The following is a 22,433-nucleotide window of genomic DNA, read 5'->3' on the forward strand; positions in this document are numbered from 1 at the left end:
ACGGCGAACCGGTTCGCACGATCCATAACACGCCCTCGACAAACATCCGGTTGTCGCGGCCTGTCGAACCACGCTGGTCCGGCCGACCGATGATCAAGCCGGAGATACGGTCCCATTGCGTGTCGTTCAGAACGAGCCGATCCAGAACCCCCAAGGCTTCCTCCTAAAAGAAAGCCTTGAATCACGTTCCGTCTGATTTGAGAATCCCAAGAGTCCACACAGCCTAGTGCTTAGGACAGGCTTCGAGCCCGCGGAACAGCAGCGCCAGCAAGGCGTCAGTGCGCTCCTGCAGATCCGGATCGGCCCATTCGTCGGCATGGGCCGGGTGATGAAGGCTTCTCGTCGCCTCGAAAATCGCGCGGGCGGTCGCCTTGAGATCATCGACCTCGAACACGCCCTCCTCGACGCCGTCGGACAGGATATGCGCGATCTGATCGGTCAAGCATTCCTTGTGGCCCTTGACCACAACACAAGCCTCGCGCGCCAGCGTCAGATAGGTGCGGAACATCTCGGGGTCGTCGGCGAACCTGGCCTGCTTGGTTGCGAACAGGGTGCGCAGCCACCGATCGAGCCGGGCCTGCGCTGGGCCGGCACTCGCTGCGATCTCCTGCAGCGGGATCTTGGCCCGATCGAGCCAGCGTTTTGCCACGGCTTCGCGCAGCGAAGCCTTGCTCGGAAAGTGCCGGTAGACACTGCCGTGGCTCACATCGAGCGCACGGGCAACATCCACCACTGTCGCCTTGGCGAGCCCATAGCGACGCAGGACGTCCTCGGTGACCTCCAGGATACGTTCAGGGGTCAAGACGACTGCTTCGTTCATGGCTTTACCCTATCCCCAGCTCTTGGGCTTTTCCACTCCGGCGGTCAGGCGCATTGCAAAACGGCCTGGCCGGTCGTTAAGGCAGTCCTAATTCCAGTTAGCGGGCCAATTTTTCCGCCTGGGCGGCCAAGTGGCGAGCCACCTGCTGATTGAGCCAGCGCTGGATCTGTTCGGTCAAATGCAAAATCTCGATCGTCATCATCGTAGTCTCCGGCAAGTCCGTGGCCGGCTCTTTGACCCGAACCCGGTACTCAACTCTTCCGGATCAGGCATTTCGCGGCCGCAAACCACGGGGCGCCCCATCTGGCGTCCGGAAGTGGATATAGCATCTCTGACTGACAGATTTCAATATCTGTCATTCAATAACTTGTGATAGACCGGCGCCCGGCTCTTGGCGCCTTCGACCTCCCGCCCGCCGCCCACAGCGGAGCGATCCGTCAGGCGCGCCGCCGGAAAGCCCGCCCCGCTTACCTACTCGCTGACCAACGGCCCGAAGGGCTCCCATCGCTCTCCGGTGAAGCGCATCATCCGGAACTCCTTGATCACCCGATAGTCGCTCGCGCTGGTGTTGATGGAGAGCCCAGGCAGCAGCAGGTCGAGCGTCACGTCGCGCAGGCTGGTGGCTTGGCGCATGACGTTTTCGCGCGAAAGATCGTCACCGCACCGCTTCAATACCTCCACCAGCAGTTCGGCCGCGCTGTAGCCATAGGTCGTAAAAATGCTTTTGCGGTCACCGCCCGGAAAATAGGTGTCCATGAATGCGGTCCATCGACTCAGGCCCTCGTCGTTCTGCCAGGTGGGATCGCTCGTCTCCTTGAACGAACTCGCTGAGATTGCCCCCTTGGCATGGTTGATTCCGGCAGGAACCAGTACGGCGTCGATCGACGAGGAGCCGACTCCCAGCAGGTGAACAGGAGTCCAACCCAATTCGGCCATTCTTCTGATGGTTTGCGCAGCGAACTTGGGAGCCGCCATGTTCACCAACAAGTCGACGCCAGCAGCTTTCAGTCGCACGATCTGCGAGTCCACCGTCGCGTCTGAGACATCGTAAGGGGCTTCACCGACGAGGAGTTCACTTGCTCTTGCGCCGAAGGCCTCCTTCAGGCCGCTCAAGTAATGCTTCCCGCTCTCATCATTCTGATAGAGCAAGCCAACTTTCGCTGCAGGATAGTTCTCAAGGATGAACCGCGCATAGACACTGATCTCTGTCCGCAGGTTAGGCGCGAAGCCCATCGTCCAGGGAAAATTGGTCGGATCCTCGAACCGCTTTGCGCGTCCGGCTACGAAAAGCTGCGGGACCTTGCGATCGTTGAGATACTTTTGAACGGCAATATTGGAAGCGTTGCCCAACGTCTGAAACGTGAACAGCACCTCGTCGCCTTCAACCAACCTCCGTACCTGCTCAACTGTCTTCGAAGGCATCGCCGCATCGTCATAAGAGATCAGCCTGATCTTGCGTCCATTGATGCCGCCCCGATCGTTGATCATACGGAAGTAAGCGTCTTGCACCTTGCCAATGATAGAGGAGGCGGAAACTGGACCGCTGTAGGGCATCGTCTGGCCGATCCTGATCTCAATATCACTCGCTCCCGGATCGTAGGGGCCGCTTCGCGCATGCGGCACGCTTCCACAGAGTAATAGGACTCCAATCAGCGCTGCCCTGAGCGCGGTCATTTTGTTGTCAGTGCGACGGACCATCCGCTCGCTCAGCGCATGCATGGTCGCCCTATTGCTCGTCCTTCGGAGGCATTCGCGGTGGCAGCAGCGGGGTAAATGAGACGGCCTCGCCGGGTCCTGGGGCCGCCATCAGGGCCCCGCCGGTCGAGGGATCGCCCCCCGACGTCTCGATCACGGCGCTCGGGGTAATGTATTCCCTGGCCGCTGCGATCAGGCCGCCCTCGCCGGTCCCGAAATCGGCGGCGCGGCCGCCCTGGGGACGACCGGCGGCAATCTCGGTGATGGCCTTATCGGTCTTCTGCGCCAGCGAGTCGCTGTAGGGGATGCGGTAGGCCCTGGGGATGCCGCTCGGCCGGTTGTCTTCGTCGAGGGTCTCGACCCAGAGATAGATCGAGCCCGGGTCGCCCTCCAGCGAGTGCGGCTCCACAATGCGCGCCTGCAGCAGCTTGAACGAGGCCGGCAGCCTGTCGACGCTGGCCCAGCCCAAGAGCCCGCGGACGCCCATGAAACTCGCAATGTAGAACGCACTGGTCACGACCACAGCGACCGCCTTGGCCGACCAACGCAAGCGTGCATAGACCAGGATGACGAGCAACAGCGCGCTGATCAGAGCGTAGCTGACCGAGAGCGTGAGGATGACTGACTGGAGGTTGTTCACGGGCGAGACATCCTGACGCCTGTCTTCGGATCGAGGTCCGCGCCGTTTGCGCGCACGTTGCGGAACGTCTCCATCAATGATTTCTGCCGCTGCTGCACGTCGACCACCTTGCCTTCCGCATCGACCCAGAAGCGCAGCGCGGTTTTCTCGTCGCCGGTGTGATCGAGCGTCAACTTGTTGTCGAAGATCACTTGGGCGGTCGGATTGAGCTTCTGCACCTTCACGCTGACTGGAACCGGCTGCCCGGTCGTCGCCTGGAAATGCGAAACATTCACGGTGTATTCGCCGGGGATAATGCCGCGCACGGTGACGATCTCTTCTCGGATCGGCGACGGAATCTTCTTGCCGTTGACGATGATGAAATCGTTGGCACCGCCGCGGTCATCGCGGTCGAGCGTGAGGAAGCCGGCTTCGCGGCGGCGATACCAGGCGATGTTGCCTGCGGGATCCTGCACGAACAGATCGAAATCATCGGGATGATTGTCGGGCCAGTCCATCGTGATGATGAATTCGGCCTTGGAGTCGATCTTCCCCTCCTTCGACTCCGGTGAAACCGCAAGCAACCCGAGGAAAAACAGGAAGGCGACGACCTGCAGCGCCTTGAACAGCATCACGCCGAGCGGATCGAACTGTTCTTCCCGTGGATAAAGGCCGAACTCATCCATCATGATGGTGTTCCAAGGCCGGGGTGACGTGCGTCTCGGTCAACATGACGGCATCGGAGAACACCCGCTGGGTGGCGGCATCGAGCATGTAGTATTGAATCCTGACGAGGATCGATCCGATCAGGCCGGCCAGCGTCGTGTACATGGCCACCGCCATGCCATCGCTCATCAGGCCCATCGACGATCGCATCGCGACCTTGTCGGCCGCGTCGAGGGTTGCGATCGGCGCCAGCATGATGATGAAGCCGATGATGGTTCCGAGCAGTCCAAGCTTCATCAGCGTATCGGAAACGAACGCACCGAAGGCGTTGGAGCCGCGCAACCGGTCCGCCAGCGACCTGAGCAGCAGCGTCTGATCGATGCGGCCGCTCGCCTGCGCCGCGGCCTTCTTCACCAGGTTGCGGATGTGATCGCTGACGAGCCCGCCAGGCAGAGCGCCCGCATTCTCGTCGAGCTTCCTCGCAGCGCCGGGAGTGGACAGGATCGCCCGGCAGCGTCTGGCCGCTTCGCCTTCACGCGCAATCGCTCGCGTCCGCCAGAAGCAATGAAAGCAGGTGATGACGTAGAGAACGGCGATCAGGCTTGAAATATAGGTGCGATCCGAGGTCACCATGAGATGGAGCAACCCGTATCGCCACAGCAGCATGGCGGCGAAGATCGAAAGCCCCGTGAAGATCATCCATAACAACAGGACGCTTCGCTCTGAATTGTCCTTGCCGGGCAAGACAGGCTCGGCGCCAACGGTGGCACTCATGCAGCTTTGCTCCCTGAGGGCGGCCAAGAGAGACTGCCCGCAAACGCTCCCCGGCTTTTGTTAATCCGAGGCGACAGGTTGCGTCCAAAGACATATGCCCGCGCTTCGTTGGGAAAATTTCCCGAGCTTCGCCTCACCTGCCATCTTGCAATTGGCGTGAAATCGCGATGCTGTTACGCTCTGGATTGTTGTTTTGACGCGTTTTCTTGACGCGAACCGGTGCCCACTTCGCTGGAAAACGCTTAGAAAGCCGCGGAGTGATCGCATGCGCCTCGTGCTCCAGCTCGTCGCCCGTCTGCTCGTCATCGTCATCTTGTGTCTGGGAGGCGCAACCGTTTGGGCAACGATCGACGCCTACCACAGTGTCGACCGCGCCACGGCTGCATCCGCCGAACGGGTCTCGCAAGCGCTGGAAGCGCTCTACTGGCGCGAATTGCTGTTGCGCGGCAACAGGACACGCGAACACCTTTTGCCGGTACCGGAATGGCGCACCACCCAGACGATGAGCCTGATTTCGCCTGGAGTCTGCGTCCAGTTTGAGCCGAAGGGCGAGTTCGAGAATCCGCTGTGCGGCCAGAGCAAAGGGATCGGCGCATCTCCACCGCATTGGTTCGCAGCTGCCGTAGAGACATTCCTTGGCGACCACGCCGCGGTCGCCCGGCCGATCAGTGCGCGCTCGACCACTGCGGGCACAGTTACGGCCGTCGCCGATCCCGACGCCGCGATATCCCTCGCCTGGCAGCACATCCTCGATAATGTCCACGTCGCGCTGCTGATGGCTGTGGCTATCGCCCTGCTTGCCTCGCTCGCGATTGCGCATGCGCTGGCCCCAGCGCAGTTGATCGTTACCGCACTGCAGCGCATGGCGAATGGCCATTATCGAACGTCGCTTCCGCGCTTCCGATCGATGGAACTTGCCATGATCGGGCAAGCCGTCGGCGAGCTCGGAGATCGCCTCGCGCAGGCCACGGAAGAACGGGCCGTCCTGACCCGCCGGCTGCTTGAGATCCGCAGCGACGAGCGACGGGCGCTGGCGCGCGAACTGCACGATGAATTCGGGCAAAACCTCACAGCGATCCTGGCCTTCGCCAACGCGATCGAAGCGGCCAGCGCGCAGGAGCAGGACCGAGGCGACGTCGCGCAGGATGCGCGGATGATCTCGAAGGCCACGCTGCACATCATGGCATGCCTGCGCGGCACCCTGAACCGCCTGCGCCACCCGCCCGCCGAGGAACTCGGGCTGGAGGCGAGCCTCATCAACCTGGTTGATAGTTGGCGATCGCAGAACGCGACGCAGCCGATGATCCAGCTCGACCTCAAAGGCGATTTCGCCGACGTGCGAGGCGCCGTCGCCGCGACCGCCTATCGTGTGGCTCAGGAATGCCTGACCAACTCGTTGCGCCACAGTGCGGCGCGCGAGATCGTGCTCCGGATCGAGCGGCGGACGGGGCTGGAAAATGCGCTGCTGGTCCGTGTCGAGGACGACGGCGGCGGCGATGCCGCCAAGGTGGCGCAGTCCGCCGGCTTCGGCCTGACCGGAATACGCGAGCGCGTAACTGCTCTCGGCGGCTCGCTGTCGATCGCGCACGCAAGGCGCGGTCTGAGCGTTGCCGCCACCATCCCGCTTGCTGCCTGATGCCGGCGTCGCAGACCAGTGGCATTTCGATCCTGCTTGTCGACGACCATCCCGTGGTCCGGCAAGGCTACCGACGCGTTCTGGAGCACCAAGGCGACTTCAGGGTGGTCGCCGAAGCCGACAACGCAGCCGACGCTTACCGCGCATACAAGAGCCACGCCCCTGATGTCGTGGTCATGGACATCTCGATGCCGGGTGCCAGCGGGCTTGAAGCTATCAGGAACATCCGCCAGCGCAGCGCTGGTGCGCGCGTTCTCGTCTTCAGCATGCACAGCGAGGCGGCGCTGGTGAAAGCCGCCTTCGGCGCCGGGGCAAGCGGCTATGTCACCAAGAGCAATGAACCGACCGTGCTGATCGCGGCGATCCGTTCGGTGGCGCGTGGCGAACATGCAATGAGCGACGACGTCGCCCATGTCCTGGCGATGGAAAGCCTGACCCCGTCAGGATCGGTCCTTGACCAATTGGGGGAACGGGAGATCGAGATCCTGCGGCAATTGGCTGCCGGCTCGACCACAGAGCAGATCGCAGTAAACCTCAATCTCAGTATGAAGACGGTTCAGAACTATCACTACCTGATCAAGACCAAGACCGGCATGCGGACCGACGCGCAGCTCGTCCGCCTCGCCGTCGAGTGTGGGTTGACTAGCCTGTAGCCGCGCCCGGCAGTCGCGCCACCGCCTTGGGACGCAGCCCCATTTTCTATCTGCAGCAAGCCCGTATGGGTGGCCTCTCCGAGCCCGCTCTGCTAAAGCACGGCGTAAAAACAAACCGGCTGGGAGTCGCTTAGCGATCCCGCCCTACACTTTCCCGGAGTTTTCGATGATCCCCCGCTACACTCGCCCGGAGATGGCCGCGATCTGGGAGCCGCAGACCCGCTTCAAGATCTGGTTTGAGATCGAGGCGCATGCGGCTGATGCGCTGGCGGAACTCGGCGTCATTCCCAAGGAGGCGGCGAAGACGATCTGGGCCAAGGGCAAGCACGCGACCTTCGACGTCGCACGGATCGACGAGATCGAGCGGGAGACCAAGCACGACGTCATCGCCTTCCTGACCCATCTGGCTGAAATCGTCGGCCCCGAGGCACGCTTCGTGCATCAGGGCATGACCTCCTCCGACGTGCTCGACACCTGCCTCAACGTGCAGCTCACCCGCGCCGCGGACCTCCTGCTCGCCGACATCGACAAGGTCCTGGCCGCGCTGAAGAAGCGCGCCTTCGAGCACAAGATGACACCAACCATCGGCCGCTCTCACGGCATTCACGCCGAGCCGGTGACCTTCGGCCTCAAGCTCGCCTATGCCTATGCGGAATTCTCCCGGGCCCGGGCGCGGCTCGTCGCTGCCCGCAAGGAAGTCGCGACCTGCGCGATCTCCGGCGCGGTCGGCACCTTTGCGCAGATCGACCCACGCGTCGAAGAACATGTCGCCAAAGCCATGGGGCTCGCGCCGGAGCCGATTTCGACCCAGGTGATCCCGCGCGACCGCCACGCGATGTATTTCGCGACGCTGGCCGTGATCGCCGCCTCGATCGAGCGCCTCGCAGTCGAAATCCGTCACCTGCAGCGCACCGAGGTGCTGGAAGCCGAAGAGTTCTTCTCCGAAGGGCAAAAGGGTTCGTCGGCGATGCCGCACAAGCGCAACCCGGTGCTGTCGGAGAACCTCTCCGGCCTGTCGCGGATGGTGCGCGCCTATGCCGTGCCCGCACTCGAGAACGTCGTGCTCTGGCACGAGCGCGACATCTCGCATTCCTCCGCTGAGCGCATGATGGGCCCGGACGCCACCGTGACGCTCGACTTCGCGCTGGTGCGCCTCGCCGGCCTGGTCGAGAAGCTCCTGGTCTATCCACAGAACATGCAGAAGAACCTCGATCGCCTCGGTGGTCTCGTGCATTCGCAGCGGGTTCTGATCGCGCTGACGCAAAAGGGCGCGAGCCGCGAGGACGCCTACAAGTTCGTGCAGCGCAACGCCATGCCGGTCTGGCGCGGCGAAGGCGATTTCCTGACGCTGCTGAAGAAAGATCCGGACGTGAGGAAGTATCTAAGCGACGCTGAGATCGAGGAGCAGTTCGACCTCGGCTATCACCTCAAGCACGTCGACACGATCTTCAAGCGCGTATTCGGGGAAGTCTAACCCCGGGCACAGCCCTTAACCCGGCGCGCCGTCGACCATGCGGGCGGCGACGCGGTCGCGGCGCATGAAGTGATGCCAGGCTACGGCCACGATGTGAATTCCGATCAGCGCCAGCAGCACATAGGCGAGATAGATGTGCCTGTTCTCGTAGGCCTGCGCCGCGGCGCGATCAGGCGAGGTGATCTGGGGCACGTGAAACAGCCCGAACCAGTCCGAATAGTTGGGCGTCCGGGCTCCCGAGTGCGCCCAGCCCAGCACCGCCACCAGGATGGTGACGGCATAGAGCGCCAAATGGCTGACCCGGGCGGCAATCCGGTGCCAGCGCGAGGTATCCTCCGGCAAGGCCGGCGTCGGGTTGACGCCGCGCCAGACCAGCCGGAGCAGGGTCAGGAGCAGCACGACATAGCCGATATCGGCATGGATCGAGCGATAGAAGAAGCGGTCCGGGCGCGCGGGGATGTGGTTCATCCACCAGCCGAAGGCGATCATGCCAATGATGGCCGCCGCCAGCACCCAGTGGAATCCGCGCGCAACGCTGCCCCAGCTCGATCTCGTGTTTCGGATCATGCGCCCGGTCCCATCGGCTTCGAGTTCGTTGCCGCCGGGCCCTTGCCGCGCTGCAGCGCGTCCTGATAACCCTCCGGTCAGATCAAGGCGATTTGAATCGTTCCAAAAACTCCACCCTGCACCGCGACCGATCCGCAAGGGCCGGCAGTGCCCTCAAATCAACTGAATCGTAACGCTGAAATGGGACAAGGTTGAACCGTGGCGGCACCCCCAACCATCCTGGTATTCGATTCCGGCCTTGGCGGGCTGACGGTGTTGCGCGAGATCGTGCGCGCCCGGCCCGACGCGCGTTACGTCTATGTCGCCGACGACGCCTTCTTCCCCTACGGCCACCATGGCGAGGAAGACATCATCGCGCGCGTGGTGCCGCTGCTCGGCGAATTGATCCGGCGGCACACACCCGATCTGGTCGTGATCGCCTGCAATACCGCCTCGACGCTCGTCATGTCACACCTGCGGGACGCCTACGACCTGCCGTTCGTCGGAACCGTTCCAGCGATCAAGCCGGCCTGCGCCAGCTCGAAGACCAAGCGCGTGTCCGTGCTGGGCACCAAGGGCACCGTCAAGCGCGAATATACGAAAAAGCTGATCCACGATTTCGGGCAGGGCTGCGAGGTGACGCTGGTCGGCTCGGGCGAGCTCGCTTCGCTGGCGGAAGCGGCGCTGAGCGGTGAGGAAGTCAGCGACACCGATATCGCCGCTGAACTGGCGCCCTGCTTTGTCGACGGCGCTACCCGCACCGACACCGTGGTGCTCGCCTGCACGCATTATCCCTTGCTGCTGGATCGTCTGGTGAAGCTCGCACCATGGCCGGTCGCCTGGATCGACCCGGCGCCCGCCATCGCGCGACGGGTTTCCGATTTGCTCGGACCGCCCGGCGACAGCAGGGACGACGCCGGCGCCGAAATGCTGTTCACGTCCAACCGCCCGCACACGCTGAGCCGGGCGTTGATGCCGTTTTTCGGCGGCCGGGTCCCGGGCTGAGGCCGCATACCCGTTTGGCTAGCCAAAGCGCCGGCCGCTCATTTGGCCGATCGCCGCGAAAACGGCTTCGAGCTGCTGAGCGGTCGGCGAGCCGCCCTGCGTATAGGCCGAGATTAGCACCGGTCCACCTTTCCTCGGCCAAACCACCGCGATGTCGCCGGCAGCATCCTTGCCGTTGTTGCCCGTCTTGTCGCCGATCTTCCAGTCCTTCGGCAAACCACCGCGAAGGCGGTTGTTTCCGGTCTTGCAGTTCAGCATCCAGCCCGTGAGGCGTTCGCGCGACGCCGGAGATAGCACCTCGCCAAGCACGAAATGGCGCAGATTGCCGGCCATGGCTGCAGGCGTGGTCGTGTCATGCGGATCGCCGGGCGGAGAGCGATTGAGCTCGAGTTCATAGTGATCGAGGCGCGAGACGGTATCGCCCGTATCGCGCCAAAAAGCAGTGAGCGCGGCGGGACCGCCAATCCGCGCCAGCAGCAGATTGGCGCAGGTGTTGTCGCTGAGCTCGACCACAGCCTTGCACATATCGGCGACCGACATCGCTCCGCTCGCCAGGTTCTGCCTTGCCGCCGGTGCATGGTGGAGAAGATCGGCGGCACGGTATCGCACCACGTTCTCAAGCTGGTCTTCGCCGCGATCGATGCGGGCCAGCACGCACGCGGCAAGCGAGGCCTTGAACGTGCTGCACATGACGAAGCGCTCGCCGCTTCGCCAAGTGACCTTGGCACCTGTGGCGACATCCTCGGCATAGAGGCCGATTCGCCCACCGGTCTCGCGCTCATAGGCTTCAAACAGGGACGGCTGCTCCTGCGCTCGCACGGGCGAGATCGCCAGACACGACAGAGTGGCCAGCAGCGAGCGTCTGGTGAAAATCATTGGGCGTCCTTCGAATTTAAGCTTCTTCGGGTGGGCATCCGTCGCCGCGTCCGCCAACGAGACATAGCGCCAAGATGAGGGGTCGAGCACTCGATGCGTGCAGATTTTGTCTTTATGATATCGGCGATCGACCAGCGCGCCCTCAACACAGACTGTGGAGACCCGCCTTGTCCTCACCTACGCCAACTCCCCTCAACCGGCTGCGACAGCAATGGCGAGAGCGGCGCCCGACCTTCGGCGCGATCGCCACCATCCCGAGCATCCAGACCGTGCAGATCATGGCGCAGTCGCTCGACTGGATCATCGTCGACCTCGAGCACGGTCCGATCGACCTTGGCACCGCGCATGCGATGATCGTGGCAACCTCCGGCACAGCATGCGTGCCGATGGCGCGCATTGCCGCGAACGAGCCATGGCTGGCCAAAGCGCCGATGGACATCGGCGCGCTCGGCATCAATTTCCCGATGATCTGCAGCCGCGCCGAGGCCGAGAAGGCGGCGCGCAGCGTGCGTTATCCGCCGAAGGGCGACCGGCTCTGGGGACCGTTCCACGCGCCGTTCCGCTGGGGCGTCTCGATGGCGGACTACATGGCCACTGTCGATGACGACATGATCTGCATGATCACGATCGAGCATGTCGAGGCGGTCGAACGGATCGACGAGATCATGGCCACTCCCGGGATCGACATCGCCGTGATCGGTCCCGGTGACCTCGCCACCTCCATCAACAAGCGTGGCCTCGTGGATGATCCCGAAGTGGTGGCGCTGATGCAGCGCGCCGAGGAAGGCATCCTGAAGAGCGGCGTGCCGATCGGCGGGGTGGCGCGGTCCGCCGAGCAGGCCAACGCGATGATCGAGCGCGGCTATGTCGCCCTCGCGCTCGGCTTCGACTGGTCCCTGCTCCAGCGCGGCATTGCCGCCAGCTTTGCGGGAATCAGGCGCTAGGGTTGCTCCTCCCGCCACGATCCGGCTGCCAAGCTCGCCGTGATCGCTGGCGGTGCGGCGGGACGCCACACCAACCCCGCGCCGAAACGGCCGTTGGTTCATGCTCGGTTCAGGGCTGGCGAGCGCATAGTCCGGCTCGCCAGCCTTTTATTGAATCTGGAATCTCCGGCGGAGTGATGCGCGGAACGGCCCGAAAAATCTCTATCCCGCGCTGTTTCATTGCCGACCTGATGCGGGCATCGCTCGACATCCCCTTCGTGTCGCTCACGCGCCTCCTCAACATCCGGGACCTGGTGGAAGCTCGCGCGGAGGCGGCCTGTCCGCCCGGCTGGGCGGCGATCTTCGTGAAGGCCTTTGCCCTGGTTGCGAAGGACGAGCCGGCCTTGCGGACGCTCTACGTCAAATGGCCGTGGCCCGGCTTCTACGAGCTGCCACGCAGCGCCGCCACTGTCGCGATCGCCCGCGTCGTGGACGGCGAGGACTGCGTACTGCCGCAAAAGATCGGCACCCCCGAAATCAAGCCGCTCGCCGAGATCGACGCCCTGATCCACCACGCCAAGGAGGCGCCGGTCGAGGACGTGGCGGCGTTCAGGAAGGCGCTGAGGGCGACCGGGCTGCCGTTGCCGCTGCGCCGCCTGCTCTGGTGGATCGGGCTGAATTCCGGACGCCAGCGCGCCAATTACTTCGGCAGTTTTTCCGTGACGTCGGTGGCGGCCATCGGACCCGGGGAACTGCACGCCGTCACACCGGGGCCGTTCATCCTCAGCTATGGGGTGGAGGAGGACGGGACGATCAGCGTGGTGCTGCGCTGGGACCATCGGATTACTGACGCCGCCCTGGTCGCCCGGACGCTGTGCCGGCTGGAACAGGTACTGAACACCGAAATAGCAGCGGAACTGCGGGTGAATCGGCAGCAAACCGAGCGAGCGGTCCCGGCAATCGCGACGTGACAGCACTAAAAAGCCACCTCTTTCGTTGACAGGACGGCCATCTTTCCCCTAAAAGCCCCCTGCTCGCGGGCCGGTTTCGGCCCGCGAAGCGTTTCGCGACCCGTGGTTCGTCCTCGAGCTTTCGAGGCGGACCTGTCGGCACCGGCCACATGGCAGGCTGCACAGGAGGGCGCGTCTCCTCAAACCCAACTTTGACCTGAAGAGGACCGCGATGACAAAGCGCAGTGAGGCGAAATACAAGATCGATCGCCGCATGGGCCAAAATATCTGGGGCCGCCCGAAGAGCCCTGTGAACCGCCGCGAATACGGCCCGGGCCAGCATGGCCAGCGCCGCAAGGGCAAGCTCTCCGACTTCGGCGTGCAGCTCCGCGCCAAGCAGAAGCTTAAAGGTTATTACGCCAATATTTCCGAGCGCCAGTTCCATGGCATCTACGTCGAAGCCGGCCGCCTGAAGGGCGACACCGGTGAGAACCTGATCGGCCTGCTCGAGCGCCGTCTCGACACCGTCGTGTACCGCGCCAAGTTCGTGCCCACGATGTTCGCCGCCCGCCAATTCATCAACCACGGCCACGTCAAGGTGAACGGCCGCCGCGTCAACATCGGCAGCTACCGGCTCAAGCTCGGCGACGTGATCGAGGTCAAGGAAGCCTCCAAGCAGCTCGTGACCGTGCTGGAAGCCTCGCAGCTTCCCGAGCGCGACGTGCCCGACTTCATCGAGGTCGATCACGGCAAGATGACCGCGAAGTTCATCCGCATTCCCGGCCTGTCCGACGTGCCGTTCCCGGTGCAGATGGAGCCACATCTGATCGTCGAATTCTATTCGCGCTGATCGGACACAGATTTACAGATATCAAAGGCCCCGGTTCGCCGGGGCCTTTTTGTTTGGGCGCCAAATTGGTGTTATAGTTCCAGCTATGACCCGGTTACTCGAAGAAGCGTTTAGTACCGTTGCCAACTTGCCTGATGCAGAGCAGGACGAACTCGCGCGCGTCATGCTGCAGCTCGCGGGCGTCGATCAGCCTCCTCTTCAGTTGACACCCGAGGAAGAAGCCGATCTCGCGGAAGCTGATGCCGAGATCGCACGCGGCGATCTCGCCTCCGCCGAAGAAGTACGGGCCATGTGGGCGAAGCACGGGCTGTGAATATCCGCTACACGCGTCGTGCGCTTGCGCAGATCGATCAAGTCCTCACATACGTTGAAGCACGATCACTTCAAGGCGCGGTTCATGTTCGACCGGATCGCGGCGCTCGTGGCATTGTTGCGAGAGCATCCCTACGCAGGCCGTGCAACAAGCCGTCCTAACGTCCGTCGCCTTCCGGTGAACCCACATCCTTATCTGATTGATTATCGGGTGACCGCGACCGAAATTATCATTATGCGGTTTCGGCACGCCGCCCGGCGACCGATCGGCTGAATGATTCGCACTGCATTTTGCTGGCACGACGACGTCAAGGAGCAATGAGGAAAGCCATGTCCTACACCCCTGCCCCGCGCGATCCCAAGGCTCCGCCCGTTCGCATCAATCTTTTATCCGACACCCAAACACGTCCCACGCCGGCGATGCGCGAGGCGATGGCGCGGGCTGAGGTCGGCGATGAGCAGATCGGCGACGATCCGAGCGTGAATCTGCTCTGCGAGCGCGTTGCCGACCTGCTCGGCAAGGAGGCTGCGGTGTTCATGCCCTCGGGCACGATGTGCAACGTCGCCGCAACGCTCGCTTACTGCCGGCCCGGCGATGAAATCCTGGCGCATGCTACCGCCCATATCATCGCCCGTGAAGGCGGCGCGCATGCCGCGCTCGGCGGCTTCCAGATCACGCCGCTCTCCGGCGACGACGGACAGTTCGCGCCGGAGACGTTCCGCGCGGCGCTGCATCCGCGTTCGCGCTACCAGCCGCCGCAGGTGCTGGTCAGCGTCGAGCAGACCGCCAATATCGGCGGCGGCACGATCTGGAAGAAGGCCGATCTCGACAAGATCGTCGGTATCGCGAAGGCCCACGGGATGGCCACCCACATGGACGGCGCACGGCTGCTCAATGCTACGATCGCCACCGGCATTTCCGCGCGCGACATGGCCGCGGGCTGGGATTCCGCCTGGATCGATTTCTCGAAAGGGCTTGGCGCGCCGATCGGCGGCGTCATCGCAGGCAGCCGCGATTTCATCGACGAAGTCTGGCGATGGAAGCAGCGCCTTGGCGGCTCCATGCGCCAGGCCGGCATCTGCGCCGCCGCCTGCATCTACGCGCTCGACCATCACGTCGAACGCCTCGCCGACGATCACGCCAATGCCAGGGCGCTGGCGCGCGGGCTGTCGCAGATCGCGGGCATTGAGGTGCAACAGCCGGAAACCAATCTCGTCTTCTTCAAGCCCGATGGTGCGGGCGTCTCCGGCGACAACATGGTCGCCGAACTAGGCAGACGCGGCGTCCTGCTCGCGATGATGGACGGTCGCATCAGGGCCTGCACACATCTCGACGTGACGGCCGGCATGATCGAAGAAACGGTCAGCTTGGTGCGGGAAATCGTGCGCGGAGCGTAGACAGATGATCCCGCGTCATTGCGAGGAGCGCAAGCGACGAAGCAATCCATGCCTCCGCGTGCAGAAAAATGGATTGCTTCGCTTCGCTCGCAATGACGGCGTTCTTCTTCACCGCCCCATTGCCCGATAGATCAGCGCCTTCAACTGCAACTGAATCCGCCCCCACTGCGAGGGCGTCTGCACCATAAAAACAGCGAACATGTCGCCTTCGGGGACCGCGAGCGCCGCCACGAGAACGAGGCGGCGCGAAAAAGCTTCAGTTCTCCATCGCTTCATAGACGAGCTGCTTCAGCGTCCGCTGGATACGTTGCCGCTCGGTCGGCGTCTGCTCCAGGAGCACGAACAACATATCCTGCTTGCGGTCGATCACGAAGTAGCAACCGCTGGCGCCGTCCCATTTCAGTTCGCCCAGCGAGCCCGGTGGTGGCGGCTTTGCGTTGCCAGGATCGGTCCGAACCGCGAGGCCGAGCCCGAAGCCAAAGCCATCGCCGGGAAAATAGAAGTAATCCCGCCCCACTCCCGAGCCGGGACCGACCTGATCGGTCGTCAGCAGCTTGAAGGCCTCGGGGGTCAGATAGGTCCGGCCATCGTATGTGCCACCGTTGAGCAGCATCTGCGCAAAGCGCGAGAAATCCGCCATGGTCGAGACCATGCCGCCGCTGGCAAACTCCATTTTCTTGACAACGGTCGGATCGTTGATGCGGCCGACCCGGAAATCGCTGTCGTTCGGCATCGGGAGCGCCAGCAGCTTCTGCTTCTCCGGATCGGTGACGAGGAAGCGGGTGTCGTTCATGCCGAGCGGATCGAGCAGCTTCTCGCGCTCGATCGCGAGCAGCGGCTTGCCGGACACGATCTCCATGATGCGCGCCAGCACATCGGTGGAGTGGCCGTATTGCCAGAGCGCGCCCGGCTGATTGTGCAGCGGCAGCTTGGCGATCCGCTCGGCGAATTCGGCAAGATCGAAATCGCCGGCATAGAGATTGGAGGATGCATAGGCCTTGCGCACCAGGCTATCGCCATAGAAGCCATAAGTGATGCCGGAGGTGTGGCGCATCAGGTCGAGCACGGTCATCGGCCGGTCCGGCGGCACCAGTTCGAGCGTCTTGCTGCCGTCCTCGTTCTTCTTCTCGACGCCGACTTTCACATTGGCGAAGGACGGGATGTATTTCGCAACCGGATCATCCAGCTTGAACTTGCCCTCTTGAAGGAGCTGCACCGAGACGACGGCGGTGATCGCCTTCGTCATCGAAAACAGGCGGAAGATCGTCTTGTCGGTGATCGGCGCCTTGCTCGCCACGTCCTGCACGCCGAAGGATTGGTGATAGACCGGCTTGCCATGCTGCTGGATCAGGACGATCGCGCCCGGGATTTTTCCGGTCGCCACCTCGTTGTCGAAGAACGCCCCGATCTTCGCAAGCTTGTCCTGGTTGAAATGCGCGCCTGCAGGAATATCGAAGGTTCCTTCCGCAGCAGCGGCAGGCCATGCAACAAGCATCAGCGCGCCGGTCGCCAGCAGGCGCAGCGATTTAAACGAATTCATTTGGACCCCTCCCGAATTCGCAGGGAGTGTAGCGGCGGCGCATCAACCAGCACAAGGGCCGTCAAGACCGGCCAGAGCCTGCTCATGCAGCCGGGCGCTGGCTTCGGAGAAGCAGCAGAAGATCACCCGGTTGACCGCCGGCGCATAGCTAAGTCCCTCCGCGACCGCCCCAACCGAAATCCCGGCGGCGCGGTCGGCGGGGAAGCGATAGACACCAGTCGAAATGGCCGGAAACGCCAATGTGGCAAGCCCGTTCGCCTGACAGAGCTCGAGCGCGCGGCGATAGCAGGAGGCGAGCAATCCATCCTCGCCTTGGCCGCCGCCGTGCCAGACCGGGCCAACGGCGTGGATCACATGCCGGGCGGGAAGCCGATAACCATGTGTGATCTTGGCGTCGCCGGTCGCACAGCCGCGCAAGGAGCGGCACTCGGCGAGCAATTCGGGTCCGGCGGCGCGATGGATCGCGCCATCGACACCGCCTCCACCCAGGAGGGACGAATTGGCCGCGTTGACGATGGCGTCAACGCGTAACGTTGTGATGTCGGCAACGATGACTTCGAGGCACGCGTTGCCGAATTGGCGCGCCATCAGGCTCAGGCGGCGGCGCCGACCGGAACGCCCTTGTCGGCGAAAAGCTGCTGCAGCTCGCCGGCCTGGAACATCTCGCGGATGATGTCGCAGCCGCCGACGAACTCGCCCTTCACGTAGAGCTGGGGAATGGTCGGCCAGTTCGAATAGACCTTGATGCCGTCGCGCAGCTCGGCGGACTCCAGCACGTTCAAGCCCTTATAGCCCACGCCGATGTGGTCGAGGATCTGCACCACCTGGCCGGAGAAACCGCACTGCGGAAATTGCGGCGTGCCCTTCATGAACAGCACGACGTCGTTCGACTTCACTTCGTTGTCGATGAATTGTTCGATGCTCATTTTCGTTTCCCTTTGGGGCTCCGCCCCTTGCGGCATTGCTGGTGGGCCGGCTCGACCCGCTTACCCCGCGACTAGCTATATATGTAGCCCAAACCGTTGTGCATCCAAAGCAAAATGGCGGTGGGCTGGCATGCATGAGGCCCTTTTCGGGCGGCGGCCGGGCTCCGGATCCATAGTCTGATGACACTAATATCATGGCCCCGGGAGGCTTTTTTCCCGAACGGGAGCCCCTATCTAGGACGGACTGTCCGTAGGGAACCAGTTTGGCAGAGCAACGTTCTCTCCAGCATTCGGAGACACCCGTGACGAAACCAGCATCCGCTGCCGCCACCCTTGCCACCCCTTCCCCATCACGCGCTTCTGATTCCGGTCCCCTGTCCCGGGGTCTGGTGGAGGCGTTTCTCGCGGTGCGGGATGAAACCGAACGCCGGGCCGCTCCCCTGTCCGCGGAGGACCAACTGATCCAGTCCATGCCGGACGCGAGCCCGGCAAAGTGGCACCGCGCCCATACCACCTGGTTCTTCGAGCAGTTTCTGCTCGGCGAGCACCAGCACGGCTACAAGCCTTTCCATCCCGATTATGCCTATCTCTTCAATTCCTATTATGTCAGCGCCGGCCCTCGCCATGCCCGCGCCCAGCGCGGTCATCTGACCCGGCCAAGTGCCGATGAAGTCACCGCCTATCGCCGCTATGTCGACGATGCTGTGGTGAAATTCTTCAAGGCTGCGGGTGAGGAGAAGCTGGCCAAGCTGGTCCCGTTGGTCGAGGTCGGACTCAATCACGAACAGCAGCATCAGGAACTGATGTGGACCGACATCCTGCATGCCTTCGCGCAGAACCCGATCCCACCGGCATACGATCCGGCCTGGCGCTTCCCGGCCTCTAACCGCAGCGGCGAGGAATGGGTGACGCTGAACGAGGGCATCCACACCATCGGGCATGCGGGCGACAGCTTTCATTTCGACAATGAAAAGCCGGCGCATCGCGCCCTGGTCGGCCCGGTCAAATTGGCGCGGAATCTCGTGACCAACGCGGAGTGGCTCGCCTTCATCAAGGACGGCGGCTATTCGACAGCGACGCTGTGGCTGATGGACGGTTTTGCGACCGTCGAAAAGGAAGGCTGGGACGCGCCCGGCCACTGGCGCAACGTCGACGGCCAATGGCAGATCATGACCTTGGGCGGACTGCAGCCGATCGATCCGGCAGCTCCGGTCTCCCACGTCAGTTATTACGAGGCCGACGCTTTCGCCCGCTGGGCCGGCAAGCACCTGCCGACCGAGATGGAATGGGAGGTCGCCGCGCGCGCCGGGCAGCTCAACGACGCCTTCGGCATCGTCTGGCAGTGGACCCGCTCCTCCTATTCACCCTATCCCGGCTATCGGGCGATCGAGGGCGCGCTCGGCGAGTACAACGGCAAGTTCATGGTCAATCAATTGGTGCTGCGCGGCTCCTCGCTTGCAACTCCGAACGGTCACAGCCGTATCACCTACCGCAACTTCTTCTATCCGCACCACCGCTGGCAATTCACGGGACTACGTCTCGCCCATTACGCCTGATCGGTCCTCGAGCATGATCCGGAAAAGCACATACCGGTTTTCCGAAAAAATCATGCGCAAGAACAACCAAAAATCATAGCGCGCGGGAAGGCGCGTTCAGGAGAGTATCATGAATGTGCATGCCCGCGCTTTAGCCAAGGCCTATGCCTTTGACGAACAGACCGCAGCCTTTGCCGAAGATGTCATCGGACATCTCGCACAACATCCCAAGCACCTGTCGCCGAAATATTTCTATGACGCGACAGGCTCGGAGCTGTTCGAGCAGATCACGGTGCTGCCGGAATACTACCCGACCCGCACCGAGCTCGGCATCTTGCGCGATCGCGGGGCCGAGATCGCCGCGATCATCCCTGCGGGCGCCGCGCTGGTCGAGTTCGGCGCGGGTGCGACCACCAAGGTGCGCCTGTTGCTCGAGCACTGCGAATTCGGCGCCTACGTGCCCGTCGACATATCAGGCGATTTCCTGAATGCGCAGGCGGAAGGCCTCCGCAAGGACTTTCCCGGCCTGCGCGTTTATCCGGTCGCGGCCGACTTCACCGCCCCGTTCACGCTGCCGGCCGAGATCGCCGAGATGCCGAAAGTCGGCTTCTTCCCGGGATCGACGATCGGCAATTTCGAGCCGCACGAAGCCACCGATCTCCTGCGCACCGCGCGTGAAATCTTAGGTGCGGGCGCGCAGATGATCATCGGCGTCGACCTCGAGAAAGACGAGCGCGTGCTGTACAACGCCTATAATGATTCAGCCGGCGTCACGGCGCGCTTCAATCTGAATGTGCTGGTGCGGATCAACCGCGAGCTCGGCGGCAATTTCGATCTCTCCGCCTTCTCCCATCGCTCGATCTACAACCGCGACCGCCACCGGATCGAGATGCACCTGATCAGCCGCAAGGCGCAGAGCGTACGGGTCCTCGGCAACACCTTTTCGTTCCGTCCCGGCGAGAGCATTCACACCGAGAACAGCTACAAATATTCGCTGGAGCGGTTCACGGAGCTGGCCCGAAGCTCGGGCTGGACGGTGCGGCAGTCCTGGACCGACGCGGCAAAGATGTTCTCGGTTCACGCGCTGGTCGCTTCGGAATGAGATTCCGAAGCCGAGCGCAGCGACACCGATTCCCACACAGCGACCACGATCATGATCGCGGTCGTGAGGAGCGAGAGCCATAGCGGCGACAGCTCGCTTCCGAACCAGCCCACCGCGAGCAGAGCGAGGATGCCGACGATGTGGGAGAGCTGCAGAAAGCCCCGGATCGAGAGCTTGAACAGGATCGTCCCGACCAGGAACAGAAGCGGGCCGCCGATCGTGCTCAAGATCGTCTTGAGATCGGAATGACCGCCGGGATGCTTCAGCACCAACTCGTCCGACACCGCCGTCAGGATGATGCCGGCGACGATCGGCATGTGCAGATAAGTGTAGGCGAGGCGCGCCAATTTTCCTGATTCGGCCGATGTCGAGATCAGTTCGGAGCCGGCCTCGGCGCCCTTGTGGAAATAGATCCACCACATCGCGATGCTGGCGACCAGGGAGGACACGAAGGCCAGCACGATCTCGGTGGTCCAGCTCAGTTCGGCAAAGGTCGCTCCGTTGACGACAACAGCCTCGCCGAGCGCGATGATGATGAAAAGGGCGCAGCGCTCGGCCATATGGCCGCCTTCGACCGCCCAAGCCTCGAGCGATGACGGCCCCAACCCCGGGATCCAGAACCGCGCTGCCGGCGAGACATATTCGATCACGACCGCGATGATCCACAGCCATAGCCGGGACTCACCCTCGGCAAGGCCGCCGAGGATCCAGAACACGGCGGACGTGGAGAGCCAAGCCAGGATGCGGATGGCATTGTGGCGCACCGCCGTCCAGTGGTGCGGCGTGGAGACGAACCAGAAGGCGGTACGCCCGACCTGCATCACCACATAGGCGATGGCGAACCACAGGCCGCGGCCTTCAAAGGCCGTCGGAACCGTGGTCGACAGCACGAGGCCGCCGAGCATCATCAGGAACAAGAGGATGCGGACCGGCGTCAGTTCCGGATTGAGCCAGTTGGTTACCCAGGCCGTGAAGACCCAGACCCACCAGACCGAGAGGAACAGCAGCGTGACCTGGACCGCGCCGATCGGCGTGAAATGATGCAGCAGCGTGTGCGAGATCTGCGTGACCGCGAACACGAACACCAGATCGAAGAACAGTTCGACATAGGTGACGCGGCTGTGCTGATGTGGCACGACGACGCGAAACATCGCGCCGCGTCGGTTCTCCGCAGCCATCGGTGCCCCCTACAGCATGCTCAAACAAAGAGATGGGGTCATGATCCGATTCCGTCCCATCGGATCATGATCTAACGAGATGATCAGGCCTCGGGCCCGCCAGGCACCCCGGTCTGCAGCGCCAATGCGTGCAGTATGCCGCCCATCTGTCCCTTGAGCGACTGGTAGACGATCTGGTGCTGCTGGACACGGGACTTGCCGCGGAAGGATTCCGAGATCACCGTTGCCGCGTAATGGTCGCCGTCTCCGGCCAGGTCGCGGATCGTCACCACGGCATCGGGAATGGCTGCCTTGATCATGGATTCGATATCGCGGGCGTCCATCGGCATCCCAGTACACCTCCATTTCGACGTTCAAATCGCGGCCGGCATGGCCGGCCACACGGAGCAAAACCTAGCGATTGCGCTCTTCTAGGTCATCCTATCAGCCACTATATACCGCTTCCAATCGTTTTAGCTGCATCATTCGGTCACAACGAACTGACCAAAAAAGGCGCAGAATCATGAAACTCCCAGGTCCCGACCATCCGATCACGATTGCCCCCAATCCCAAGCGCATCCGCGTCCGGGCGGGGGACGTCGTCATCGCCGACTCCACCCATGTGCTGACTCTGAAGGAAGCAAGCTATCCTGCCGTGCAATACATCCCGCGGGAAGACGCCAACATGGCCCTGCTCTCCCGGACCGAGCGGACCACACATTGCCCCTACAAGGGCGATGCGAACTATTTCAGCATCAATGCCAACGGCAAGACGCTGGAGAATTCGATCTGGACCTATGAGACGCCCTTCCCGGCGATGAAGGAAATCGCCGGTCACCTGGCGTTCTATCCGGACAAGGTCACGATCGAGGAAGTGGCGTAAGCGCGGAAGACAAGGTCTCGTCATGGCCGGGCCTGACCCGGCCATCCACCACGCTGCCGCTTCCCCGGCAAGAGGACGTGGATGCCCAGGCGA

General features: G+C 62.8%; 26 protein-coding genes. 13 read left to right on the plus strand and 13 right to left on the minus strand.

What is annotated here, in order from left to right:
* From ACZIRK_RS15190 to ACZIRK_RS15215, 6 genes are all read right to left on the minus strand, one after another.
* On the minus strand, nucleotides 1-154 hold a 154-nt coding region (locus tag ACZIRK_RS15190; protein ID WP_463327161.1), incomplete at its 3' end, for a transposase.
* Between the two features lie 69 nt (nucleotides 155-223).
* Complete coding sequence (locus tag ACZIRK_RS15195; protein ID WP_463327608.1) at nucleotides 224-820, minus strand: TetR family transcriptional regulator; 597 nt, start codon at nucleotides 818-820, stop codon at nucleotides 224-226.
* A gap of 471 nt (nucleotides 821-1,291) precedes the next feature.
* Nucleotides 1,292-2,539, minus strand: coding sequence for an ABC transporter substrate-binding protein (locus ACZIRK_RS15200; protein ID WP_463327609.1), 1,248 nt, complete (start codon nucleotides 2,537-2,539; stop codon nucleotides 1,292-1,294).
* Nucleotides 2,540-2,546: 7 nt separating this feature from the next.
* Nucleotides 2,547-3,155 carry a hypothetical protein gene (locus tag ACZIRK_RS15205; protein WP_463327610.1) on the minus strand — a complete coding sequence of 203 codons (609 nt, stop codon included), beginning with the start codon at nucleotides 3,153-3,155 and terminating at the stop codon, nucleotides 2,547-2,549.
* Nucleotides 3,152-3,823 carry a hypothetical protein gene (locus ACZIRK_RS15210; protein WP_463327611.1) on the minus strand — a complete coding sequence of 224 codons (672 nt, stop codon included), beginning with the start codon at nucleotides 3,821-3,823 and terminating at the stop codon, nucleotides 3,152-3,154. The genes ACZIRK_RS15205 and ACZIRK_RS15210 overlap by 4 nt, the downstream gene beginning before the upstream one ends.
* Complete coding sequence (locus ACZIRK_RS15215; protein WP_463327612.1) at nucleotides 3,813-4,574, minus strand: MotA/TolQ/ExbB proton channel family protein; 762 nt, start codon at nucleotides 4,572-4,574, stop codon at nucleotides 3,813-3,815. Before ACZIRK_RS15215 ends, ACZIRK_RS15210 begins: the two co-directional genes overlap by 11 nt.
* 265 nt (nucleotides 4,575-4,839) lie before the next feature.
* On the opposite strand from ACZIRK_RS15215, the gene ACZIRK_RS15220 reads away from it, so the two are divergent.
* From ACZIRK_RS15220 to purB, 3 genes are all read left to right on the plus strand, one after another.
* Complete coding sequence (locus ACZIRK_RS15220) at nucleotides 4,840-6,210, plus strand: sensor histidine kinase (RefSeq protein WP_463327613.1); 1,371 nt, start codon at nucleotides 4,840-4,842, stop codon at nucleotides 6,208-6,210.
* Nucleotides 6,210-6,863, plus strand: a complete 654-nt coding sequence (locus tag ACZIRK_RS15225) for a response regulator (RefSeq protein ID WP_028166401.1) — start codon at nucleotides 6,210-6,212, stop codon at nucleotides 6,861-6,863. Before ACZIRK_RS15220 ends, ACZIRK_RS15225 begins: the two co-directional genes overlap by 1 nt.
* Before the next feature lie 166 nt (nucleotides 6,864-7,029).
* Nucleotides 7,030-8,337, plus strand: a complete 1,308-nt coding sequence (gene purB, locus ACZIRK_RS15230; RefSeq protein WP_463327614.1) for an adenylosuccinate lyase — start codon at nucleotides 7,030-7,032, stop codon at nucleotides 8,335-8,337.
* 15 nt (nucleotides 8,338-8,352) lie between these two features.
* On the opposite strand, the gene ACZIRK_RS15235 is transcribed toward purB, so the two are convergent.
* Nucleotides 8,353-8,904: a cytochrome b gene (locus tag ACZIRK_RS15235; protein ID WP_463327615.1), complete on the minus strand. Its 552-nt coding sequence runs from the start codon at nucleotides 8,902-8,904 to the stop codon at nucleotides 8,353-8,355.
* A gap of 198 nt (nucleotides 8,905-9,102) precedes the next feature.
* Between ACZIRK_RS15235 and murI the strand changes: the two genes are divergently transcribed.
* The gene (gene murI, locus ACZIRK_RS15240; RefSeq protein WP_463327616.1) at nucleotides 9,103-9,888 is read left to right on the plus strand and encodes a glutamate racemase; all 786 of its coding nucleotides are present in this window, start codon (nucleotides 9,103-9,105) and stop codon (nucleotides 9,886-9,888) included.
* Nucleotides 9,889-9,906: 18 nt separating this feature from the next.
* Here the strand turns inward: murI and bla are convergent, their stop codons facing one another.
* Nucleotides 9,907-10,764 (minus strand): class A beta-lactamase, encoded by an 858-nt coding sequence (gene bla, locus ACZIRK_RS15245; RefSeq protein ID WP_463327617.1) that lies wholly within the window; start codon nucleotides 10,762-10,764, stop codon nucleotides 9,907-9,909.
* 167 nt (nucleotides 10,765-10,931) lie between these two features.
* Here bla and ACZIRK_RS15250 point away from each other — a divergent pair, with 167 nt between their 5' ends.
* From ACZIRK_RS15250 to ACZIRK_RS15275, 6 genes are all read left to right on the plus strand, one after another.
* A complete protein-coding gene (locus tag ACZIRK_RS15250) occupies nucleotides 10,932-11,708 on the plus strand; it encodes an HpcH/HpaI aldolase family protein (RefSeq protein ID WP_463327618.1) in 777 nt (258 codons plus the stop codon).
* 176 nt (nucleotides 11,709-11,884) lie between these two features.
* On the plus strand, nucleotides 11,885-12,658 hold the full coding sequence (locus ACZIRK_RS15255) for an acyltransferase (protein ID WP_130226226.1): 774 nt from the start codon (nucleotides 11,885-11,887) through the stop codon (nucleotides 12,656-12,658).
* A gap of 211 nt (nucleotides 12,659-12,869) precedes the next feature.
* Nucleotides 12,870-13,487, plus strand: coding sequence for a 30S ribosomal protein S4 (gene rpsD / locus ACZIRK_RS15260; protein WP_130226225.1), 618 nt, complete (start codon nucleotides 12,870-12,872; stop codon nucleotides 13,485-13,487).
* Nucleotides 13,488-13,572: 85 nt separating this feature from the next.
* Entirely contained in the window at nucleotides 13,573-13,800 is a 228-nt protein-coding gene (locus tag ACZIRK_RS15265; protein ID WP_130226224.1) for a hypothetical protein, read from the plus strand.
* Nucleotides 13,801-13,884: 84 nt separating this feature from the next.
* Nucleotides 13,885-14,073, plus strand: a complete 189-nt coding sequence (locus ACZIRK_RS15270; protein ID WP_349645080.1) for a type II toxin-antitoxin system RelE/ParE family toxin — start codon at nucleotides 13,885-13,887, stop codon at nucleotides 14,071-14,073.
* Between the two features lie 56 nt (nucleotides 14,074-14,129).
* A complete protein-coding gene (locus tag ACZIRK_RS15275; protein WP_130226223.1) occupies nucleotides 14,130-15,197 on the plus strand; it encodes a threonine aldolase family protein in 1,068 nt (355 codons plus the stop codon).
* 256 nt (nucleotides 15,198-15,453) lie between these two features.
* Here the strand turns inward: ACZIRK_RS15275 and ACZIRK_RS15280 are convergent, their stop codons facing one another.
* From ACZIRK_RS15280 to grxD, 3 genes are read right to left on the minus strand one after another with little or no spacing between them, the layout of a single operon-like run.
* Entirely contained in the window at nucleotides 15,454-16,737 is a 1,284-nt protein-coding gene (locus ACZIRK_RS15280) for a serine hydrolase domain-containing protein (protein ID WP_130226222.1), read from the minus strand.
* 42 nt (nucleotides 16,738-16,779) lie between these two features.
* Nucleotides 16,780-17,325 carry an O-acetyl-ADP-ribose deacetylase gene (locus ACZIRK_RS15285; protein WP_433994534.1) on the minus strand — a complete coding sequence of 182 codons (546 nt, stop codon included), beginning with the start codon at nucleotides 17,323-17,325 and terminating at the stop codon, nucleotides 16,780-16,782.
* A 5-nt stretch (nucleotides 17,326-17,330) separates the two neighbouring features.
* Complete coding sequence (gene grxD / locus ACZIRK_RS15290) at nucleotides 17,331-17,663, minus strand: Grx4 family monothiol glutaredoxin (protein WP_028166390.1); 333 nt, start codon at nucleotides 17,661-17,663, stop codon at nucleotides 17,331-17,333.
* Nucleotides 17,664-17,965: 302 nt separating this feature from the next.
* On the opposite strand from grxD, the gene egtB reads away from it, so the two are divergent.
* Together egtB and egtD are read left to right on the plus strand one after the other, a co-directional pair.
* A complete protein-coding gene (gene egtB, locus ACZIRK_RS15295; RefSeq protein ID WP_130226220.1) occupies nucleotides 17,966-19,219 on the plus strand; it encodes an ergothioneine biosynthesis protein EgtB in 1,254 nt (417 codons plus the stop codon).
* A gap of 109 nt (nucleotides 19,220-19,328) precedes the next feature.
* Nucleotides 19,329-20,300 carry an L-histidine N(alpha)-methyltransferase gene (gene egtD, locus ACZIRK_RS15300; RefSeq protein ID WP_463327619.1) on the plus strand — a complete coding sequence of 324 codons (972 nt, stop codon included), beginning with the start codon at nucleotides 19,329-19,331 and terminating at the stop codon, nucleotides 20,298-20,300.
* On the opposite strand, the gene ACZIRK_RS15305 is transcribed toward egtD, so the two are convergent.
* Nucleotides 20,276-21,478: a low temperature requirement protein A gene (locus tag ACZIRK_RS15305; RefSeq protein WP_463327620.1), complete on the minus strand. Its 1,203-nt coding sequence runs from the start codon at nucleotides 21,476-21,478 to the stop codon at nucleotides 20,276-20,278. The two genes, egtD and ACZIRK_RS15305, sit on opposite strands and share 25 nt — an antisense overlap.
* 83 nt (nucleotides 21,479-21,561) lie before the next feature.
* Nucleotides 21,562-21,807, minus strand: a complete 246-nt coding sequence (locus tag ACZIRK_RS15310) for a BolA/IbaG family iron-sulfur metabolism protein (protein WP_028166386.1) — start codon at nucleotides 21,805-21,807, stop codon at nucleotides 21,562-21,564.
* Between the two features lie 173 nt (nucleotides 21,808-21,980).
* Between ACZIRK_RS15310 and ACZIRK_RS15315 the strand changes: the two genes are divergently transcribed.
* Complete coding sequence (locus ACZIRK_RS15315; RefSeq protein ID WP_028166385.1) at nucleotides 21,981-22,340, plus strand: DUF427 domain-containing protein; 360 nt, start codon at nucleotides 21,981-21,983, stop codon at nucleotides 22,338-22,340.
* Nucleotides 22,341-22,433: the final 93 nt, after the last annotated feature.

It is taken from the genome of Bradyrhizobium sp. Leo114 (assembly GCF_055229415.2).

Coding starts and splice junctions, on each gene's coding strand:
- ACZIRK_RS15195 (WP_463327608.1), bottom strand. CDS start 820: ATGAACGAAGCAGTCGTCTTGACCCCTGAACGTATCCTGGAGGTCACC.
- ACZIRK_RS15200 (WP_463327609.1), bottom strand. CDS start 2,539: ATGCATGCGCTGAGCGAGCGGATGGTCCGTCGCACTGACAACAAAATG.
- ACZIRK_RS15210 (WP_463327611.1), bottom strand. CDS start 3,823: ATGATGGATGAGTTCGGCCTTTATCCACGGGAAGAACAGTTCGATCCG.
- ACZIRK_RS15215 (WP_463327612.1), bottom strand. CDS start 4,574: ATGAGTGCCACCGTTGGCGCCGAGCCTGTCTTGCCCGGCAAGGACAAT.
- ACZIRK_RS15220 (WP_463327613.1), top strand. CDS start 4,840: ATGCGCCTCGTGCTCCAGCTCGTCGCCCGTCTGCTCGTCATCGTCATC.
- ACZIRK_RS15225 (WP_028166401.1), top strand. CDS start 6,210: ATGCCGGCGTCGCAGACCAGTGGCATTTCGATCCTGCTTGTCGACGAC.
- purB (WP_463327614.1), top strand. CDS start 7,030: ATGATCCCCCGCTACACTCGCCCGGAGATGGCCGCGATCTGGGAGCCG.
- ACZIRK_RS15235 (WP_463327615.1), bottom strand. CDS start 8,904: ATGATCCGAAACACGAGATCGAGCTGGGGCAGCGTTGCGCGCGGATTC.
- bla (WP_463327617.1), bottom strand. CDS start 10,764: ATGATTTTCACCAGACGCTCGCTGCTGGCCACTCTGTCGTGTCTGGCG.
- ACZIRK_RS15255 (WP_130226226.1), top strand. CDS start 11,885: ATGCGCGGAACGGCCCGAAAAATCTCTATCCCGCGCTGTTTCATTGCC.
- rpsD (WP_130226225.1), top strand. CDS start 12,870: ATGACAAAGCGCAGTGAGGCGAAATACAAGATCGATCGCCGCATGGGC.
- ACZIRK_RS15265 (WP_130226224.1), top strand. CDS start 13,573: ATGACCCGGTTACTCGAAGAAGCGTTTAGTACCGTTGCCAACTTGCCT.
- ACZIRK_RS15270 (WP_349645080.1), top strand. CDS start 13,885: ATGTTCGACCGGATCGCGGCGCTCGTGGCATTGTTGCGAGAGCATCCC.
- ACZIRK_RS15275 (WP_130226223.1), top strand. CDS start 14,130: ATGTCCTACACCCCTGCCCCGCGCGATCCCAAGGCTCCGCCCGTTCGC.
- ACZIRK_RS15280 (WP_130226222.1), bottom strand. CDS start 16,737: ATGAATTCGTTTAAATCGCTGCGCCTGCTGGCGACCGGCGCGCTGATG.
- ACZIRK_RS15285 (WP_433994534.1), bottom strand. CDS start 17,325: ATGGCGCGCCAATTCGGCAACGCGTGCCTCGAAGTCATCGTTGCCGAC.
- grxD (WP_028166390.1), bottom strand. CDS start 17,663: ATGAGCATCGAACAATTCATCGACAACGAAGTGAAGTCGAACGACGTC.
- egtD (WP_463327619.1), top strand. CDS start 19,329: ATGAATGTGCATGCCCGCGCTTTAGCCAAGGCCTATGCCTTTGACGAA.
- ACZIRK_RS15305 (WP_463327620.1), bottom strand. CDS start 21,478: ATGGCTGCGGAGAACCGACGCGGCGCGATGTTTCGCGTCGTCGTGCCA.
- ACZIRK_RS15310 (WP_028166386.1), bottom strand. CDS start 21,807: ATGCCGATGGACGCCCGCGATATCGAATCCATGATCAAGGCAGCCATT.
- ACZIRK_RS15315 (WP_028166385.1), top strand. CDS start 21,981: ATGAAACTCCCAGGTCCCGACCATCCGATCACGATTGCCCCCAATCCC.